Origin of the sequence: Campylobacter sp. BCW_6464 (assembly GCF_001762775.1) — a bacterium.
Taxonomy (GTDB): domain Bacteria; phylum Campylobacterota; class Campylobacteria; order Campylobacterales; family Campylobacteraceae; genus Campylobacter_D; species Campylobacter_D jejuni.
In genome coordinates, this window is sequence record NZ_MJXM01000024.1 from 1 (window position 1) to 19,121 (window position 19,121).

17 protein-coding genes and 2 pseudogenes are annotated in these 19,121 nt (G+C 30.3%); 4 read left to right on the plus strand and 15 right to left on the minus strand.

Going from position 1 to position 19,121, the window contains the following annotated elements; translation table 11 throughout:
* The 14 genes and pseudogenes from AJ885_RS10925 to AJ885_RS00520 all read right to left on the minus strand — a co-directional run.
* Positions 1-114, minus strand: a pseudogene (locus AJ885_RS10925) (hypothetical protein); the annotation flags it as partial.
* Positions 115-484: 370 nt separating this feature from the next.
* On the minus strand, positions 485-829 hold the full coding sequence (gene hypA / locus AJ885_RS00460) for a hydrogenase maturation nickel metallochaperone HypA (protein WP_070210798.1): 345 nt from the start codon (positions 827-829) through the stop codon (positions 485-487).
* Complete coding sequence (gene hypE / locus AJ885_RS00465; protein ID WP_070280565.1) at positions 829-1,803, minus strand: hydrogenase expression/formation protein HypE; 975 nt, start codon at positions 1,801-1,803, stop codon at positions 829-831. The genes hypA and hypE overlap by 1 nt, the downstream gene beginning before the upstream one ends.
* A complete protein-coding gene (hypD, locus tag AJ885_RS00470) occupies positions 1,800-2,891 on the minus strand; it encodes a hydrogenase formation protein HypD (RefSeq protein WP_070280567.1) in 1,092 nt (363 codons plus the stop codon). Before hypD ends, hypE begins: the two co-directional genes overlap by 4 nt.
* Positions 2,875-3,157: pseudogene (locus tag AJ885_RS00475) on the minus strand (HypC/HybG/HupF family hydrogenase formation chaperone). Before AJ885_RS00475 ends, hypD begins: the two are co-directional and overlap by 17 nt.
* Positions 3,157-3,900: a hydrogenase nickel incorporation protein HypB gene (gene hypB, locus AJ885_RS00480; protein WP_070274098.1), complete on the minus strand. Its 744-nt coding sequence runs from the start codon at positions 3,898-3,900 to the stop codon at positions 3,157-3,159. Before hypB ends, AJ885_RS00475 begins: the two are co-directional and overlap by 1 nt.
* Positions 3,901-3,977: 77 nt before the next feature.
* Positions 3,978-6,167 (minus strand): carbamoyltransferase HypF, encoded by a 2,190-nt coding sequence (hypF, locus tag AJ885_RS00485; RefSeq protein ID WP_070209865.1) that lies wholly within the window; start codon positions 6,165-6,167, stop codon positions 3,978-3,980.
* Positions 6,148-7,668, minus strand: coding sequence for a hypothetical protein (locus AJ885_RS00490; protein WP_070280571.1), 1,521 nt, complete (start codon positions 7,666-7,668; stop codon positions 6,148-6,150). The genes hypF and AJ885_RS00490 overlap by 20 nt, the downstream gene beginning before the upstream one ends.
* A 41-nt stretch (positions 7,669-7,709) precedes the next feature.
* Entirely contained in the window at positions 7,710-8,357 is a 648-nt protein-coding gene (locus AJ885_RS00495) for a M48 family metallopeptidase (protein ID WP_070274121.1), read from the minus strand.
* Positions 8,333-9,649 carry an MATE family efflux transporter gene (locus AJ885_RS00500; RefSeq protein WP_032603301.1) on the minus strand — a complete coding sequence of 439 codons (1,317 nt, stop codon included), beginning with the start codon at positions 9,647-9,649 and terminating at the stop codon, positions 8,333-8,335. Before AJ885_RS00500 ends, AJ885_RS00495 begins: the two co-directional genes overlap by 25 nt.
* A gap of 78 nt (positions 9,650-9,727) precedes the next feature.
* Positions 9,728-10,468: a phosphate ABC transporter ATP-binding protein PstB gene (gene pstB, locus AJ885_RS00505; RefSeq protein WP_002776307.1), complete on the minus strand. Its 741-nt coding sequence runs from the start codon at positions 10,466-10,468 to the stop codon at positions 9,728-9,730.
* Entirely contained in the window at positions 10,465-11,553 is a 1,089-nt protein-coding gene (gene pstA / locus AJ885_RS00510) for a phosphate ABC transporter permease PstA (protein WP_070209861.1), read from the minus strand. The genes pstB and pstA overlap by 4 nt, the downstream gene beginning before the upstream one ends.
* The gene (gene pstC, locus AJ885_RS00515) at positions 11,550-12,464 is read right to left on the minus strand and encodes a phosphate ABC transporter permease subunit PstC (protein ID WP_053872560.1); all 915 of its coding nucleotides are present in this window, start codon (positions 12,462-12,464) and stop codon (positions 11,550-11,552) included. The genes pstA and pstC overlap by 4 nt, the downstream gene beginning before the upstream one ends.
* 9 nt (positions 12,465-12,473) lie before the next feature.
* Positions 12,474-13,469, minus strand: a complete 996-nt coding sequence (locus AJ885_RS00520) for a substrate-binding domain-containing protein (RefSeq protein ID WP_070274095.1) — start codon at positions 13,467-13,469, stop codon at positions 12,474-12,476.
* A 180-nt stretch (positions 13,470-13,649) separates the two neighbouring features.
* Here AJ885_RS00520 and ctf point away from each other — a divergent pair, with 180 nt between their 5' ends.
* Genes ctf through AJ885_RS00540 form a run of 4 tightly spaced genes read left to right on the plus strand, consistent with a single transcriptional unit; the run spans position 13,650 to position 17,748 of the window.
* Positions 13,650-14,153, plus strand: a complete 504-nt coding sequence (gene ctf, locus AJ885_RS00525) for a non-heme ferritin (RefSeq protein ID WP_002852256.1) — start codon at positions 13,650-13,652, stop codon at positions 14,151-14,153.
* Between the two features lie 42 nt (positions 14,154-14,195).
* Positions 14,196-15,572 carry an MBOAT family O-acyltransferase gene (locus AJ885_RS00530; RefSeq protein ID WP_044780018.1) on the plus strand — a complete coding sequence of 459 codons (1,377 nt, stop codon included), beginning with the start codon at positions 14,196-14,198 and terminating at the stop codon, positions 15,570-15,572.
* Complete coding sequence (locus AJ885_RS00535; RefSeq protein WP_044780017.1) at positions 15,573-16,583, plus strand: DUF459 domain-containing protein; 1,011 nt, start codon at positions 15,573-15,575, stop codon at positions 16,581-16,583.
* Positions 16,570-17,748: an SGNH/GDSL hydrolase family protein gene (locus AJ885_RS00540; protein ID WP_070209858.1), complete on the plus strand. Its 1,179-nt coding sequence runs from the start codon at positions 16,570-16,572 to the stop codon at positions 17,746-17,748. The genes AJ885_RS00535 and AJ885_RS00540 overlap by 14 nt, the downstream gene beginning before the upstream one ends.
* 2 nt (positions 17,749-17,750) lie before the next feature.
* Here the strand turns inward: AJ885_RS00540 and AJ885_RS00545 are convergent, their stop codons facing one another.
* Positions 17,751-19,121 (minus strand): TolC family protein, encoded by a 1,371-nt coding sequence (locus tag AJ885_RS00545; protein WP_070209857.1) that lies wholly within the window; start codon positions 19,119-19,121, stop codon positions 17,751-17,753.

Genomic DNA, 19,121 nt, shown 5'->3' on the forward strand with positions numbered 1-19,121 from the left:
TGCCAAAAAAGAAATAGTAGCTAAAGATAAAACTATTTTTTTAGAATTTAAACAGGGTTCTTTAATCCCCCCCCCCGCCGTAGACACCTTGCTTAAAATAATATTTTTACTCAAATATTTTTCTCCTTCCTTATTTAAAATGATTTATTTTGAAATTAATTTCATATTTTTTATTTTTTAATAATAATATAAAATATAAAAATAAAATAGCGGAATATTAAAATATTTAAACTTAAAGTATAATTAAATACTGATTATTATAAAACTATATGGTTTGAATTTAAATTTTATTTTATAAAAAAATTTATTTAATGGGAGTAAATTTATATGAAATGTTGTAAATATTTTTGTGGTGTTTATAAATTTTATTTAAAATTATCATCTTTAGTTTTTATATTCTAGATAAAATTTAAAATTTTTGATTTTATATTTTTTAGATATTTTATCTATAAATTAGCTATACTTAACCAAGTATCACAATGTATTATTTCATCACAAGTCGCATAAGATGCAAGTCCTCACCTTGTGTGATTTTATATTCTATACTTTCACATTTAGGACACTTAAAAACATTTTCTTCTAAAATGCTTGTTTGATCGCATTTTAAGCATAAAATTTCAAGCGGGGCAAGTTCTATAAAAAGTTTAGCATTTTTACAAATATTTGAGTTTTCTTTAAAAGTTTCAAAACAACGCTTAAAAAGATCTACTTCTATACCGCTTAAACGCCCGATTTTTACATAAATTTCTTGCACATTGTAAGCCTTATTGTTTAAGGCATTTTCTTCGCAAAGTTCGATTAAAGATTCTACTATACTTAATTCGTGCATTAGCAAATTCTTGGTAAAAGTTCGCCTTTAGGGCTTTCTAAAAAGCGTTTTGCCCCATAAGCGTTTTGTAAAATCACGCGTGCTTTTTTCTCTTCTAAAACTTCTCCTATAATACTCGCATTTACATTGTATTTTTTTAGAATTTCTAAGGCTTTTAATTCATCTTCTTTTTCCACGCAAAGTATGAAAGTGCCTTCATTTGCAAGCTCATAAGCTTCATAACCAAAAAGCTCACAAAGTCCTAAAACCTCATCTTGAACGATGATTTTTTCTTCAAAGATTAAAAGATCATTTCCGCTTTGCTTTGCCCACTCATTTAAAACCGCACTAAGCCCCCCGCGAGTAGCATCTCTCATAGCTACAACCTTTATATCATTTTCTAAAAGCTCTAAAACCTCTTTATCTAAAGCCTTGCAATCGCTTTTAATATCGGCTTCTAGCTCATTTCTTTTGATTAAAACACTAGCTCCATGCCTTCCTATATCACCTGAAAGAAGTATGCTAAGCCCTGCTTTGATATTTTTACTTTCTTTTTTAGAAATAATTTCACCTAGGGCCGTAGTGTTGATATAAATTTCATCTGCTTTACCCTTAGGAACGACTTTAGTATCGCCACAAACTAACATGACTCCACATTTTTCACATTCTTCTTTAATGCTTTTTAAAATGTGTTCTAGTTTTTCTAGCTCAAAACCTTCTTCTAAGATAAGTCCTAAGCTTAGATATTTTGGCTTAGCACCTACCATCAAAACATCGTTAATAGAACCACAAACACAAAGTTTGCCTATATTAACCTCTTCATCTAAAAAAATCGGACTTAAAACAAAAGAATCCGTGCTTAAAGCCAAATTTCCTAAAATCGCCGCATCATTATTTGCGTTTAAAATTTCATTATCAAAGATCTTAAAAAGCTTAGTTAAAAGCTCGTTCATCTCTTCTCCACCACCTCCGTGAGCTAAGAAAATATTTTTCATACATTCACCTTTGAGTATTTATAATACGCCGCACAAGCACCCTCACCAGAAACCATGCAACTTCCTATAGGACTTCTTGGCGTGCAAGCCTTACCAAAAACTTTACAATCATAAGGCTTGGCCAAACCTCTTAAAATTTGTCCGCAAATACAGGCTTTGCTTTCATTTTTACTTTGCACCGCACAATCAAATTTTTTACTTGCATCATAGGCGCTAAATTCTTCTTTTAGCTCCAAACCTCCATCTTTAATAAGTCCTAAGCCACGAAATTCAAAATCACACACTCTAAAGTATTTTTTTACTAAATTTTGCGCTTTAACATTGCCTTCTTTACTTACGGCTCTTTTGTATTGATTATACACTTTAAAAGTGCCTTCATTGCTTTGTTTTATGATATTTAACACACTTTCTAAAATATCAACTGGCTCAAAACCACTCACTGCTATAGGGGTTTTAAACTTTGCTGCTAAAGGCTCATAAATACCATAACCTGTAATCACACTCACATGAGAAGGGCCTAAAAAAGCATTGATTTTTACATTTTCATCATTCATAATCGCTTCTATAGGTGCTGGAACTGTGATATGATTGATATGAAAAAAGACATTATTTATTTTCTCTTCTATAACCTTTTGAAGAAGTAAAGCACTCATAGGCGTAGTGGTTTCAAAGCCTATAGCAAAAAAGATGATATTTTTATTTAAATTTTGCTTAGCGATTTCTAAAACCTCAAGCGGAGAATAAAGTGCTCTAACATCAGCCCCTTTAGCTCTTAAATCCAGTAAAGAAATTTCACTTCCAGGCACTCTTAAAAGATCTCCTAAAGTGCAAAAAATCGTATCTTTCATAGAGGCTAGTTTAATGGCTGTATCAATGCGAACTCTTGGCATAACACAAACAGGACATCCTGGCCCATGGATGAAGTTAATTTCCTTTGGCAAAATAGAAGGCAGGGCATATTTCATAATACTATGCGTATGCCCACCGCAAATTTCCATGATGTTAATAGGATTTTTAAGTTCTTGTTCTATGAGTTTTTTTAAAGCTAAAATACTTTCTTTATCTCTAAATTCATCGATGAAATTCATTTAAAACCCAAATCTCCCTCATCGCTTTTTATCTCTCCGCTATTCATTTTTTCTACTATTTCTTGATAGGTTTTAATGCTTTCTAGTGCAGCTTCTTTGTCGATTTTTTCCATAGCAACGCCTACATGGATTAAGACATAATCGCCTTGTTTTAAAGGCTCATCAATCAAATCCAAATTAACTTTTCTTTTCACACCTAAAGTTTGCACTAAAGCATTGTTTAACTCATCGATTTCTAAAATTTCAGAAGGTATGGATAAACACATTAAAAAAGCTCCTTTTTAAGTTTAAGCACCTTATACCAAAGCTCCATATTGGTGCCATTTTTTGCATCAAGAGTGATAATATCTGCTCTAGGATTTAATTCTTTAATCAACCTAGTCGCCTCTTTAACATCAAAATCAAAATGATGAGCCAAATCTGCCTTTGTGATTAAAACTATATCAGCCTTTTTGAATATCACAGGATATTTTTGCGGTTTATCACTTCCTTCGGTTACCGAAAGCAAAACCACATTTAAATGCTCTCCTAAATCATAGCTTGCAGGACAAACTAAATTTCCAACATTTTCTATAAAAAGCAAATCCACATCATCAATTGCCAAATGATGCAAAGCCTCATGCACCATAAAAGCATCCAAATGGCAGCTTTGCCCTGTAGTGATTTGATATGCCAAAGCTCCGGCATTTTTTACTCTTAGAGCGTCATTATTGGTTTCTAAATCCCCTTCAATCACAGCGATTTTAAGCTCATTTTTCAAAGCCTTAATCGTGCTTTCTAAAAGCGTAGTTTTTCCACTACCTGGAGAACTCATTAAATTGATACAAAGCGTGTTAGCTTCATTAAAATGTGCCCTATTGTGCTTAGCTTCTTCATCATTTTTGCTTAAAATTTTAGAAATCACTTCTATGGTTTTACTTTCTTTTAAACTTGGATTTTCATGGTGGTGATCATGATGATGATCGTGCGTATGGCTTGAATTTATAGAACAGCCGCAATCTTTACACATTTTCTTTCCTTATATATTTTTTGTTTCATTTTAACCTTAAAAGCATTAAAAAATTATGAGTTTTTAGAATATTTGCTTTATTTTTCTAAATTTAAAAAATGCACCATTTGTCCTAAGGCTATGGAGCTATCATTGCAAGGATATTTTAAAGGTACAAAAAAATCAAAATTTTTAGCTTTTAAAATTTCAAGTAAGATTTTGTTTTGAAAAACTCCTCCACTTAAAAGCACTTTTAAATCATAATCTTTGCTAAAATCTATGATAAAATTTGCTAAGGCATTAAACATACCTGTAATTGCCTTAGTTTTTTCATCTTGCAAAGCCCCTAGGATTAAATTTTTAAAATTAACCTGCCCTTTTTCTACAAAAAGCTTGTAAGAAAAATCAAGATTTTTATCATAAAAAGCTTCACACATTAAGCCAACTTGAGCTTCATAAGAACTTTTTTCTAAGTTAAAAACAATACTTCCAAAAGCATCGATAATGCGTCCTAAAGAGCTTGTTTGTAAGTTAGATTGAGAATAAATTTTTTTAAGATTTTCAAGTTTGATTTTTGGAATTTTTGCTAAAAACTCCTTAGCCTTATCTTCTAAATCATAATGAAAAATAAGACTTAGAGCCAAATTTTGTATATTTTTAATATCACTATTTATAAGAGTGAAATTTTCAAAATGTGCAATTCTTTCATATTCTTTTAAATTTCCTACAAAAACTTCTCCACCCCAAATTTTGCCATCTTCGCCATAACCTGTTCCATCACAAATAAAAGCTAAAGCCTTTTCATCTTTTGCAAAATTTTCTTCGTATTCAAAATAAGCCGCACAAAAATGCGCATAATGATGAGAAATTTTAATCCTTTCTTCAAATTCTTTTGCATAGCTAAAATGCGGGTGTTTATCGCACAAAATCGCATCAAATTTCAAATCATAATTTTGTTTAAAAAATTCTAAAAGTTTAAAAAATCTCTCATGTACATCAAGACTTTTCAAATCCCCTATATAAGGAGAAATTAAAAGTTTATTTTCATAAAAAATCACAAATTCATTTTTAAGCTCCGCACCCAAAGCTAAAAAAGTGCCTTTTTTATTAAAATTTCTTTCCAAATAAAAAGGATTTAAACCCCTTGAAGTACGCAAAAACATAGTTTTACCATTTACCACTTGAGCTATGCTATCATCACTTGCGTTGATAATTTCTCTATCATAATCCAAATAAAAATCAAAAACTTTATCAAGTTTTTGACACAAATTAAACTCATCTTTAATGATACTTTCTCCGCTTAAATTTGCACTTGTTGCCACAAGGCTTCCTTTAAAATACTCAAAAAGCAAAAGATGTAAAGGCGTATAAGCTAGCATAATACCGATTTTATCAACATCAGGTGCGATTAAAGAAAAGGCTTTTTTTGCCTTTAAAATCACAATAGGAGCTAAAACCCCACCAAGCAAAGCCTCTTCTTTTTCATCTATAAAGGCAAGTTCTTTAGCACTTTGTAAATCTTTACACATCAAAGCAAAGGGTTTTTTAGGGCGATTTTTTCTAAGTCTTAGAGTTTTTAAAGCTTCTTCATTAAAAGCATCGCACATGAGATGAAAACCGCCCATGCCTTTAATGGCTAAAATTTTACCTTCCTTTAAAAACTTCGCACTTTGCATAAAAGCTTCTTGATCTTTGGCTAAAATTTCACCCTTTGGATTTTTAAGAAAAACATTGATTTTACACTTAGGACAACTGATGGGCTGGGCATGAAAACGCCTATTTTTAGGATCTACGTATTCGCTTTTACAAAACTCACACATCAATAATTCTTGCATGGAAGTATTAATCCTATCATAAGGAAGACTTTTTATAATACTAAAGCGTGGCCCACAATGTGTGCAAGTGATAAAAGGATATAAAAAGCGTGGATTTTTTTCATCAAAAAATTCTTTTTTACACTCCTTACAAAGCGCAAAATCACTTAACATAGGCGTGCTTTTTGTATTCTCTAAAGAAGGAGTAATGCTAAAATTCTCATAGTTTGAAATAGAAATTTGCGTCATTATAAGCTTATCTATTCTTGCTAAAGGTGGAAGATGATTTTTTAAATTTTCTATGAAATTTTCACATTCTTTTTGAGCACAAGCAAGGATGATTTCTACCCCAAAACCATCATTTCTTACCTCTCCAAAAAGCTTTGATTTCAAAGCTAGTTCATAAACTAAAGGGCGAAAACCCACCCCTTGCACCAAGCCTGAAATTTTGATCTTATACCCTAAGTGGCACATCGCTTAACTGACAATTTTTAAGATGTTTTAAAGTATTTTTAAGCAAAGATTTATGTTCAAACAAAGAGCCACTTATAAGCGCTAAGTCGCTTTGCTTTTTCTCTCTTAATTCATCATAAGTATCACGTAAGAAATAAGCCAAACTCTCAACCGCTCCATAAGCGATATTAGCACTATCCACACCTGCTAACATAAAACTCATAGTAGATCTTAAAGTTCTTGTATAATCAAAACTTTTATCTTCTTTCAAGCGATAATCAATCTTTACTCCACGAGGCATTTTTGATTCATCAGCAATTTTTAAAAGCTCACTAGCACTCTCTTGTAAATTTTTACCCAAATTTAGCACTCTGCCTACCAAGCCAAGCAAGGAATAAAAATTGTTTTGAAGCTCAAAATTTTCATCTAAAAGAGGAAATTCCTTGCTAAAATTTTCTAAAAGCCTTGCACCAATTTCATCTTTTTTAATCTCTTCATAAAGTTCTTTGCTGTGTTTTGGTAAGCAAAGTTTAAGCAAATTAAGCTCTTTGTTAATAAGCAAAATATCTTCATAATCTTTGCTAAGCTCTAAAATAAAAGCTTTTTCTTTATAACGGCTTACAAGATAAGAAATTCTTGCCATATTTTTATCTTCTTTAGAAAAAATAAGCTCTCTTGCCTTAGCATTGATAAATTCAAAGCCTTCCAAAACCACCACTTGCTCATCTAAAACACTGATATAAAAATCTTTTTGATATTCTTCTATTTTTTTTACGCTTAAAAATTTATATTCATTTTCAAAAAGTTTTAAACCTAAAGCAAAGCAAAACAAATCTCTAGCAAGTCTGATTTTAAAATCATTAAAATCAAGATTGTGATTTTTTCTAAACATGGCATTAAGTCTTAGCTTCATCAAAGGTTTTTCTAAACTTGCAAGAAGTTTTAAATTTTCATTTGAACAAACAAAAACTGAATTTATAGCCTTAATATCACAAGGAAGTAAAAAATCTCCTATAAATTCGTTCTTAAACAAAGAAAATTCATAAATGCCATTTTTATCTTTTAAATAAATCTTTTTTTCTTGACTTAACAAATCAAAGGCAAGATTTAAAAAAGTATTGAAATTTTCTTCATTGATTTTTTCAAATTCTGATAAATTGCTTGAAAATTCACACTCACAAAACACGCCCCACTCGTTTTTGTTTAAAAGTTTTTTTTCTTGATAGGCATTAGAATTTAAATGAGTAATATAAGAAAATCTTGAAAATTCTTTATCCTCTGACATACAAGGGTTAAAATCCTGCCCCGCTTTTACATCAAATTTTTTCAAAAAAACACTATGACTCATGAAATTTAAAGAATCACAAAAAGTCTTTAAATTTTCTTCATCTGCATCAATAGAAAAATGATAAATATTTTCTTCTTTGCTAAGGGTGTAGTTATAATTTTTCGCATAAAAACGCAATAAATATTCAAAAATATTATTATCTGCATTATAAATAAAATCAAAATTCAAAGTCATATTATGCCTTTTTTGAAAAATAAACTATAAATATAACATTTTTAACTTAAAAATTCTTTCTCTCTTTGTCTAAAATCGCTCATAAAATGCTCCATAAAAGCGTAAAATTCTTTGCTGTGATTGGGGAATTTTAAGTGGCTTATTTCATGCAAAATCACATATTCAATAGCCCTTAAACTCTTTTGAATGAGTTTTAAATTTAAGTTAATATAAGCTTTATTGTGATTACATGAACCCCAACGCGTTTTCATATTTTTAATGCTTAAATGCGTGTAAAATAAACCTGTTTTTTGGCTCCATTTTTTAAGATAAAAAGTAAAAATCTTTTTGGCATTTTGTCTTAAAAATAAATCTAATTTTGCTTTATTTTGACAAAGAATTTTATCTTTATCAAAATAAGTTTTTTTAGCATTTTCATCAAATATAATTTTATATTTTTTAGCTAAAAAGATTAATTCATCATCTTTTAAAACTTTTTTTTCAAATCTTTTTTTTGCCTCATTTATCCAAGAACTTGATTTATCTAAAAACTCATAAACACTTTTAAAAGTGCAAAAATAAGGAATGCTAAGAACAAATTCACCCCTTTCATTTAGCCTTAATCTTAAAGTTTTTATGCGTTTTTTAGAATAAAAATAACACTCATCTTTATAAGTAAATGATTTTAAACTAGAGCTTTGCCTTGCCATTTTTTGCTTTTCCATCTGTATGAATTTACCATTCCACGCAAAAACTCATCCGCACAAAATCCTATCCAAACCCCTAAAATTCCAAGATTAAAATGAAAACAAAGCACATAACCCACAGGCAAAGATACTCCCATCATAAAAACAAGTCCGCTAAAAAATGGAAACTTAGCATCGCCACTTGCACGTAAGGAATTAACCATGACTATATTGAAAGTTCGTGAAATTTCAAGAAAGATTGAAAGGGCAAATAAAGGTATCATTAAATTTTTTAACTCTTCTTTAAGTCCTAAAATTTGCATAGTAAAATCTTGGCAAAGATAATTCAAAAGTGCCACTAAAGCACTTGCCACCACACTAAAATACAAAGCACGCCAAGCATGTTTATAAGCGATATTTTCATATCTAGCACCGACTAATTTACCTACTATGATTTCATTAGCTATGCTTGTAGCTTGTCCTATAAGCATGATAAGCATTGAAATTTGAAAATAAATCGTTTGCACACTCAAACTTGCTTCGCCTAAGCTTGCTACAAAAGCAAAAGCTATAGTGTATTGGACTATCCACAAAAGATTTTCCCCTGCTGAAAATCCACCTATATTTAAAACCTTTTTTAATACCTCTTTTTCAAGTTTTATCATTTCTTTGATTTTAAGATGAATTTTAAGTTTATAAAAAAGTATCACAAGTAAAGCCACTATAGCAACAATACGAGCAAAAATATTACTAAGCCCCACTCCAAAAAGTTCTGATTTTGTATGATGCAAAACATAATAATTTCCACAAATCACCACTATATCCATCAAAAAGCCTATAAGCATGACCCAATAAGCCATATTATAAACCCTTACAATAGCAGCTAAAACAATTCCTATGGCATCAAAAAACAAACAAATTGCAAGCATATGCAAGTAAATTTCACTATCTTTGAGCAATTCTTGTGGGATTTTTAAAAGATAAAGCAAATACTTCCCATGCCATAAAATAAGCGCGCCACACACAAAGCCTAAAAGTGCATTTAAAAACAAACTTTGATGAATCACTTTTCTTGCTAAAACATGATCTTTTGCACCAATAGCCTGAGCTATCACCACACTACAACCCACACTTAAAAATGAAAAAATAGTGATAAAAAGATCTAAAATTTGATTTCCAGCCCCCATAGCACCGACAAGAAAATTAGAATAATGCGACACCATAGCGGTATTGATAATCACGGTTAAATACTTAGAAAGCAAGTCCCAAAATATAGGAAAACTAAGCCTTGTTAAAGAGAGTTGTTTTTTTGCCATAATTAATGCCTTACAAAGATAAAAGGCAAATTTTAACAAATTTTTCTTAAAATAAAAAACCGCTAAAAAGCGGCTTTATTATCCAAAAGCACCGCTTAGATAAGCCTTGGTTTTTTCTTGTTTTGGATTTTCAAAAAATTCTTTACTTTCACCAAATTCTATAAGCTCTCCAAGGTGAAAAAATGCAGTATAATCAGCCACGCGTTTGCCTTGTTGCATGTTATGCGTTACCATAATCATAGAAAGATTATGACTTAATTCTTTTAAAAGCTCTTCTATAACACCTGAGCTAATAGGATCAAGTGCGGAAGTTGGCTCATCTAAAAGCAAGAGCTTAGGTTTTATCGCTAAAGCTCTTGCGATACAAAGGCGTTGTTGTTGTCCGCCTGAAAGAGCTAGAGCATTTTGCTTTAATTTATCTTTAACCTCTTCAAAAAGTCCTACTTTTTGCAAACAATCCACCACCAAAGCTTCTTCTTCATCTTTATTTTTAATCATACCATGAAGTTTTGGTGCATAAGAGATATTTTCATAAATGCTTTTTACAAAAACATTAGGTTGTTGAAAAACCATGCCTACATTTTTACGCAAAGCTACTACATCTTGATTTTTAACATCTTTTCCTTCAATTTCTACCAAACCATCGATTTTTGCGATTTTATCATTCATTCTGTTAAAACAACGCAAAAAAGTGGATTTACCGCATCCTGAAGCACCGATGAGTGCGGTAATTTTGTTTTGTTCTATTTGCATATTGATATCAAATAAAGCTTGTTTTTTTCCATAAAATAAATTTAAATTTGTTGTTTTTGCTATCACTTTAATTTTCCTTGAAAATATTTTCTTAATAATATCGCACTAAGATTTAACACGACTAAAAGTCCTAAAAGCACAATAATACCCGCTGCTGTTCTTTCTAAAAATGCACGCTCTGGCATAGCTGACCATGAGTAAATTTGAGCAGGCAAAACGCTAGTTGGATCAAAAATCGAACTAGCTACATCAGGGATAAATGCTATCATACCGATAATCATCAAAGGTGCAGTCTCGCCTATAGCCCCAGCTAAAGTCAAAATAGAACCTGTTAAAATCATAGGCATAGCCAAAGGCAACATAATACCTTTTACCATTTGAACCTTTGTCATACCTAAGGCATAAGCAGCATTTTTCATGTTAATGTCCACACTTTTTAAAGCCGCTTTGGTTGAAACAATGATAATAGGTAAACTCATGATCGCCAAAGTAAGCCCACCCACTAAAGCACTTGATCGAGGCATTCCAAAAAGATTGATAAACACTCCAAGTCCTAAAAGTCCAAACAAGATACTTGGAATACTTGCAAGGTTGTTAATACACACTTCTATAAAATGTGTAAATAAATTTTGCGGTGCAAATTCTTCTAAATAAATTGCTGCTGCAACGCCTATAGGAACACTCACAACCATACAAACAAGCATAACAAGCAAAGTCCCTACAACTGAAGATAAAATTCCTGAATTTTCAGGAGATTTTGAGTCCCCATTTAAAAAGAAATTGCTATTAAATTTAAGCTCTATATCGCCTTTTTGCACAAGATCATCGACTAAAGTTCTTTGTTTTTCACTAAGGCGATTATATTTTTGCTTCATATATTGATCCACTTCTGAATTTGCCAAAAGCCAAGTTTTTTCAGTGATTTGCCCTGTTCTTATTTTTCTTTGCTCAGCACGAGATAAAAGATCATAAACAGGAGAATTTCTATTAGCCTCTACAAAAATATAAGTTTGCTTAAAAGCTCCAATTCCAAGATAACCCACACTTCCTAAAAAGATACAAAGAAAAATTAAATTAATATAAAGCCCCATTTTACAAAGTCTTTTAAAAGACTTTGAAGCTTTTTGTCTTTTTTTAAAAAGTTTTTTCATAAATTTTTCCTTTTGTGAAAGCGATTGATGAGATAAACGCTAAACATATTGATGATTAAAGTGATGATAAAAAGCACCAAACCTAAAGAAAAAGCACTCAAAGCTAAAGAACTATCAAAAGCTTGATCTCCGCTTAAAGCTTCTACGATTTTTACCGTTACTGTTGTCATATCTTCTAAAAAATTCATCGTTAAATTTGGACGCAAAGAAGCTGCCATTACCACTATCATAGTTTCGCCTAAGGCTCTTGAAAGTCCTAAAAGACAAGCTGCAACTATACCAGGAATAGCCTCAGGTAAAATCACAGCAAAAACCACTTCTTTTTTTGTCATACCTAAAGCATAAGCGCCATTAATCCTTTTCTCGCTTACTGCTTCAATGCAATCTTGAGATAACGAAGCCACTATAGGCACTATCATGATCCCCATGATAAAACCTGCGCCTAAAGCACTTTGAAAACTTGCTTGTATGCCAAATAAAGAAAAAAACCACACTATAAAAGGCGCTACGACTATAGCTGCAAAAAATCCAAAAACAACAGTAGGAATCCCTGCAATGATTTCTAAAATAGGTTTTAAGTAATTTTTAGATTTTTTGCCAGCAAAAACACCTAAATATATAGCACACATAACCCCTAAAGGTAAAGCCGTTAGCATAGCAATCAATGAAATATAAAAAGTTCCCCAAAAAAGCGATAGCGCTCCAAAAACACCTTGTTTGCTCGTGCCATCTGCATTCATAAAAGCTGCATCAGCTGCCCACTGACTTGAGAATAAAAAGGTAGCAACACTTTCTTTTTGAAAGAATTTTAAAGCTTCAATTAAAATTGTAAGCATGATAGCAAAGCTTACTATCACGCTTACAAAAGCACATAAAAAAAGTGCAAATTTGATTATTTTTTCTTTTAGCAAAGTTTTTCCTTAAAAAACTTTTCCAGCTTTTACAAGCTCATCATTTAAAATTTTTCTATCTTCTATATGTTTTTGAGAAGCTTTTAATTTATCATCGCTTAAAGGAACAAGTCCTATTTTTTCAAGTTCTCCGCCACTTTTTGCCAAATCATCACTCATGTAAATTTTTGCAAAATCAAAGGCTTCTTTTGGATTTTTCTTAGCATTGATATAAATAAACAAGCTTCTTGCAAGTTCGTATTTTTCATCTGCAATATTTTCTTCACTTGGTGTAACACCATCGATAGTAGCGACATTGATTTTATCTGAGTTGCTCACTAAAAAGCTATAACCAAAAATTCCAAAAGCATCTTTATCAATAGTAAGTTTTGAAACGATTAGATTATCATTTTCACCGCTTGGGATATAAGCACCATCTTGACGCAAAGTTTTATACTCGCCTTTATACTCAGGAATTTTTTTAGACACATCACTCATAACAAGCTCTTCTATAGTATCTCTTGTTCCTGAACTTGATGGTGGACCATAAACACTAATTTTACGATTTGGTAAATTTTTATTGATTTGATTCCAGTTTGTATAAGGATTTGGTATAAGTTTTCCATTTTGTGGAATTTCTTTTGCCAATGCTAAGAAAAGTTCTTTTTTTGTGATATTTAATGGAGCATTGGTTTTATTTTGAGCTAAAACTATACCATCATAACCTATCATAATCCCTACTATATCAGTTACTCCTGCTTTTTTGCAAGTTTCAAATTCACTTAATTTCATAGGTCTTGAAGCATTAGAAATATCAGTAGTTCCTTCGCAAAATACCTTAAATCCACCCCCTGTTCCCAAGCTCTCTACTATAGGAGTTTTTGTATTTTTAATCGAAGCGTATTCTTCAGCTACAAAAGAAGTAAAAGGATACACAGTCGATGAACCTGCGATTTTTAAATCTGCTGCATTTAAAGCACCACAAAGCGCAAAACTTGCCACACTTAAAGATAGAATTTTTTTCATTTTTTCTCCTTAACTTTAAAAAAAGTAATGGAAGTTTAAAAAAACTTGGAAACATTTTGGAAACATTTTTTATTTTGCATTTTTCTTAAATATAATTTTTAACTATCAAAAAATTTAGCTTGTTTTTAAAAAAATAATATATCATTATAAAACATTTTAAATTTTAATAAGGAGATAAGAATGCTTTCTAAAGAAGTTGTAAAATTACTCAATGAACAAATAAACAAAGAAATGTATGCAGCGAACTTATATCTTAGTATGAGCTCTTGGTGCTATGAAAACAGTCTTGATGGAGCTGGAGCCTTCTTGTTTGCACATGCAAGCGAAGAAAGCGATCATGCCAAAAAGCTTATCACTTATCTTAATGAAACAGATTCTCATGTAGAGCTTCAAGAAGTAAAACAGCCTGAACAAAATTTCAAATCCTTGCTTGATGTTTTTGAAAAAACCTATGAACATGAGCAATTTATCACAAAATCAATCAATACTTTAGTTGAACACATGCTAACACATAAAGACTATTCTACTTTTAATTTCTTACAATGGTATGTAAGCGAACAACACGAAGAAGAAGCACTTTTCCGTGGTATAGTTGACAAGATTAAATTAATCGGAGAACACGGAAATGGACTTTATTTAGCTGATCAATACATCAAAAATATTGCATTAAGCAGAAAAAAATAATCTTTGCCCTACTATGGGCAAATCTCGCTTTGGATTGAAGGTATGACTTATTTTTCTTTAGAATTTAGTATCTTAATGATAGCTTTTTTTGCTATTTATTGGACTTTTAAAAATGATTACAAAATACAAAATATTTTAATTTTAATTTTCTCTTATATTATTTATATTTTAATCAATCCTTATTTCGCCTTGGTTTTATTTATATACACCTTTTTTATACACTATTTTGCCTTGCTTATTTTTGTGCGTCGCAAGCGTTATATTTTCGCTACTTGTATGGCTTTTATTGTTTTAAATTTATGTTTTTTTAAATACTTTCCTAGCATCAAAGGAAGTATTGATGAGATATTAGATTTTTTCGGTTTAGAATTTTTAAATATTGATTTAGTATTTCCAATAGGAATTAGTTTTTATACCTTTACTTCTATCACTTATCTTGTAGAAGTTTACCAAAAACGCCGTTTAGAAAGCTTTTTAAATTTAGCAACCTTCTTATCATTTTTTCCAACACTACTTTCAGGGCCTATTATGCGAAGTTCTTTTTTCTTTGAACAAGCCTATCAAAAACGCGAATTTAAACATGCAAATTTAATCATCATCTTGCTTGTTTTTGGTATAGTTAAAAAAGTTTTAATAGCCAATTACCTTGGAATTTATGCTAAAAGTATTTTAGACTTTCCACAATCTTATAATTTCATACAACTTTTAAGCGCAATTTACGCCTATGCGATTCAAATATACTGCGATTTTAGCGGATATGTTGATTTAGTTTGTGCTTTTGCTTTAATGTTAGGTTTTACCCTTCCACCTAACTTTAACATGCCTTATCTTGCAAAAAATCTAAAAGATTTTTGGGCTAGATGGCATATCAGTCTTTCAACCTTTATAAGAGATTATATCTATATACCTTTAGGGGGCAATAGAAAAGGAATGCCACGCACTATAGTTAATATACTCATCGCTTTTATACTTTCAGGTATATGGCATGGCAATACACTTGCTTTTATTGTTTGGGGTTTATTGCATGGCATTGGCATAGTTTTTATACATTTGCTAGCTTTAAGCAAATTTAGTTTACAAAAAATTCCAGCTTTAGGAAGATTTTTAACCTTTCAATTTGTATGTTTTACTTGGATTTTCTTTTATTATAGCAAAAATCTAGAAGATGCAATAGAATATTTTAAAGCTTGTTATTATAATTTCTTCCAAATTCCATCCTATAATGATATTTACATGTTGGTTGCTTTTGGGGTTCTTTTTATGATCTATCCTTTATTTATTAATTTTAAAGAATATTGCATTAAGATTTTAAACCTTACTCCATTTTTACTAAAACCTTTTATCATAGCTTTTATTTTACTTTTGGTTTTTGCTTTTATGCCAGATGGAATTCCTGATTTTATTTATTCGAGTTTTTAGATGAGTGCAGTTAGATTTTTCTTCATTTTGATTATAGTACTTGGCTTGGTTGTTGTAGTTATGAATCAGAGCATTAGCTCTTATATAGAACAAAAATATCATTTTGCATTCTATCCTCATAATGATCTTTTAAAAGAAGCCAATGGCTTCAAAATTAAATTAGAACAAATTCGTGCAATTTTAAGCAACGAACCCTTGCCTCAAACCAATGAAGAAGATACAAATCAAGAAAGTAAATCAACAGATGAAAACTTAAGTAAAATAGATAAAGTTTTAAACACTTTAGAAAATGATGAAAACACTTCTCATAAAGAAACAAATCTAACCTTAATCCAAGATGCAAATATTAGTTTTATCGACAATACCAAATTAGAGCTACAAAATGGAGATGAGTTTTTATTTATCGGAGATTCTTTAATGCAAGGTGTTGCAATAGCCTTAAATAGAGATTTAAGAAATTTAAATCTTAAGGTAACCGATCTTAGTAAACAAAATACAGGCCTTTCTTATAAATCCTATTTTAACTGGTCAAAAGCAACCAATGAAGCTTTTGTTAAAAACTCAAATATTAAATATCTTGTTGTTCTTCTTGGTGCTAATGATCCTTGGGATATTAAAAAAGGAGGAAATTACCATCGTTTTGGCTCCCCTTCTTGGATAGATATTTATACAAATCGTGTAGATGAAATCATTAAAATCGCTAAAAAACATAAAGCCAAAGTTTTTTGGTTTGAAATCCCTCCTGTAAAAAAAGAAGATTTGAACAAAAAAATACAAGTGCTCAATAAAATTTACAGCAATGAAATTCTTAAAAATAAAGAAATTTTTATCAACACTAAACTATTTTTTAGTGTCAATGATGAATACTCAGCTTATATAAAAGATGAAAACAATAGAAGTATAAAAGTAAGAACAGATGATGGGATTCACTTTACCCCAAGTGGTGCAAGAGAAATGTCTAAACTTTTATTAGAACACATAAAACTTAAGGAAGAAAATGCTAGCAAATAAATTTAAAATTATCTTATTGTTTTTTATTATTTTTACTAGCTCTTATGCACAAAATTTAAATACAAATGACACAATAGATTCCATACTCAATCAAAACAAAAATCACCCTGCTTTAGCAAATTATGTATCAAAAAAAGATCTTAAAAATCTAGAAAAAAAATTAGAAAAAAATCAAAACATAGGAATTAGAATTTATGGAGATTCTCATATGGCGGCTGATTTCTTTCCGCGTGTCATAAGAGGATATTTAATCCGCTCTAACTCTATAGGTTTTGCCTATCCTTTACAGCCCAAATATCAACAAAATCTTAATCTTGTTTATTCTTATAAAAACTTTGAAATTTTAAACTCAAGAAATCCTACTAATGCTGGACATAATTTTCCACTAGGTGGGATAATAGCCAAAGCAAAAATCAAAGGTGCAAAAATCAACCTTGATACAACCTTAGATAAAAAAAAATTCAAGATAGGATTTTTATTTAAAACCAAGCAAAATACCAATGCTTTTAGCATCAAAGATGCAAAAAACCAAAGCTATGAGTTAAGAACTACACAAATTAACAAATGGTCTTATAAAGAACTAGAACTTGATCTTCCTTTGCAAATTTCAGCCTTACAAAAGGATGCTGAGCTAGGAGGATATTTCATCACAAATAAAGATAATAATATTTTCTTAGATACCATTGCAATCAATGGTGCCAAAAGTGATTTATGGCTCTCTTGGAATCAAGCAGTTGTAAAAAAAGAACTAGAACTTTTACACAACGATTTGATTATTCTCGCCTATGGTTCTAATGATGCACTCTTTAAAGGGTTTGAAAAAGAAAAATTCAAAAATAATTTAAAAAAATGGATTAGCATTTTAAAAACTTACAATAAAAACGCTGTTATCATGCTAATCTCTCCACCAACCGTAGTTCAAAAACAGGGTAAAAACTATAAGCTTGCTCCTGATTTTTTTACCATACGCAAAGCATTATATGAAGTTGCTAAAGAAGAAAAAACTCTTATCTTTGATATGTATCAGTTTATGCAAGATAGTGGGGGAAAAAACAAATGGATAGAACAAAAGCTTTCGCTCAATGATGTACATCTTACTATAAAAGGCTATGAGCTGATGGCTAAAAAGTTACTCGAGGATTTAAAAAATATCATCGATTATTAAATTTAATACTTAGGAAATTCTAAGTTTTCATCATTGAAACTTAAAGCTATGATTTGATAGTAAGAATTAATGGTTTTTAAAAGATTAAATCTAGCTCTTAAAAATTCTTGCTGGGTAGAATTTAAAGTATTATTTGCATCCAAATAATCTTTTAATTCACTTTTTCCTAAAATATATTTTTCATAATACGCCTTAGCGATAAGTTCTTGTTTAATGTTAATATTTTGCAAATTTTGCAAAAGCAAGGTGTCGCTTTGATAATCTTTATAATTCAATGCAAATTCGTTCATCGCACTTTGCAAAGCCTGTTCATAAGAAATTAAAAGTTGCTCATAAGTAAATTGTGAAATTTTGATATTTTGCTTTACTCTACCATAATCTAAGAAAGGTAAAGAAATCTTAACATTGCCACTTAAAATTTCAAATTTAAAACTATCATCGATTTTTTTATCACTTCCGCTTAATGCTCCACCTAAAGAAATGCTAGGCAAAATAGATTTTTGCATGGAAGAATAATCCTTAAAAGCTGATTTTAAGCTATTAAGTTTAGACCTCACATCTGCACGGTATGCTAAGGCTTTTAAAGGTATGTTAAAATCAGGACTTAAGGTTTTAAAATCATTTAAAGATAAAGTTTTAAAATACTCTATATAGGCAAAACCTTCTTGCTTTGCCAATAAATCTTGTAAATTTTTTATGAGTAAATTACGATTTTTATCATTGCTTAATAAATTTTGTTTAGCTCTTAATAAGCTTTGTTCTATGTTTAAAAGATCTAATTCTTCTATTTTTCCAAGTTTGTATTTATAGCTATAAAGCTCTTTCATTTGTTCTAAATTTGAAAGATAGACTCGAAGCAATTTATCTACATCGTTAAAATAAGCCAGCTCAAACACATTATTTAAAGCTGTATTGATCATGCTTATTTTTAAATTTTCAAGATCATAAGCACTTGCTTTCGCACTAAATTCACTCGCACTTGCGCTATCTCTTAATTTGCCATAAATATCAAGCTCATAGCTTAAATTTAAAGAATTATTGAAATTTTTACTTTGTTTGCCTGAATTTAAATCTTTATCCGCACCAAAACCCAAATTTCCACTTAAAGTCGGATATAAATCATAATCAATCAAATCGGCTCTAGCCAAAGCTGAAAGCAAAGTTTTTCTAGCAATATTAATATCACTATTATTTAATAAAACAAAATTTAGAAATTCATTTAATTTTGCATTATCATAAGATCTATACCAATCATAAGTGAGATTTAAATCTTTCATTTGTTCTTGAGTTAAATCAACTTCTTTAGGCAAGCTAAGTTTTGCACCACAAGCGCTCAAGAAAAATGCTAAAAAAATGCTAAGTATTATTTTCAC

Coding starts and splice junctions, on each gene's coding strand:
- pstA (WP_070209861.1), bottom strand. CDS start 11,553: ATGAAAAAACTTTTTAAAAAAAGACAAAAAGCTTCAAAGTCTTTTAAA.
- hypD (WP_070280567.1), bottom strand. CDS start 2,891: ATGAATTTCATCGATGAATTTAGAGATAAAGAAAGTATTTTAGCTTTA.
- AJ885_RS00540 (WP_070209858.1), top strand. CDS start 16,570: ATGCTAGCAAATAAATTTAAAATTATCTTATTGTTTTTTATTATTTTT.
- AJ885_RS00490 (WP_070280571.1), bottom strand. CDS start 7,668: ATGACTTTGAATTTTGATTTTATTTATAATGCAGATAATAATATTTTT.
- AJ885_RS00495 (WP_070274121.1), bottom strand. CDS start 8,357: ATGGCAAGGCAAAGCTCTAGTTTAAAATCATTTACTTATAAAGATGAG.
- hypF (WP_070209865.1), bottom strand. CDS start 6,167: ATGTGCCACTTAGGGTATAAGATCAAAATTTCAGGCTTGGTGCAAGGG.
- AJ885_RS00520 (WP_070274095.1), bottom strand. CDS start 13,469: ATGAAAAAAATTCTATCTTTAAGTGTGGCAAGTTTTGCGCTTTGTGGT.
- ctf (WP_002852256.1), top strand. CDS start 13,650: ATGCTTTCTAAAGAAGTTGTAAAATTACTCAATGAACAAATAAACAAA.
- AJ885_RS00500 (WP_032603301.1), bottom strand. CDS start 9,649: ATGGCAAAAAAACAACTCTCTTTAACAAGGCTTAGTTTTCCTATATTT.
- hypE (WP_070280565.1), bottom strand. CDS start 1,803: ATGAAAAATATTTTCTTAGCTCACGGAGGTGGTGGAGAAGAGATGAAC.
- hypA (WP_070210798.1), bottom strand. CDS start 829: ATGCACGAATTAAGTATAGTAGAATCTTTAATCGAACTTTGCGAAGAA.
- AJ885_RS00530 (WP_044780018.1), top strand. CDS start 14,196: ATGACTTATTTTTCTTTAGAATTTAGTATCTTAATGATAGCTTTTTTT.
- hypB (WP_070274098.1), bottom strand. CDS start 3,900: ATGTGTAAAGATTGCGGCTGTTCTATAAATTCAAGCCATACGCACGAT.
- AJ885_RS00535 (WP_044780017.1), top strand. CDS start 15,573: ATGAGTGCAGTTAGATTTTTCTTCATTTTGATTATAGTACTTGGCTTG.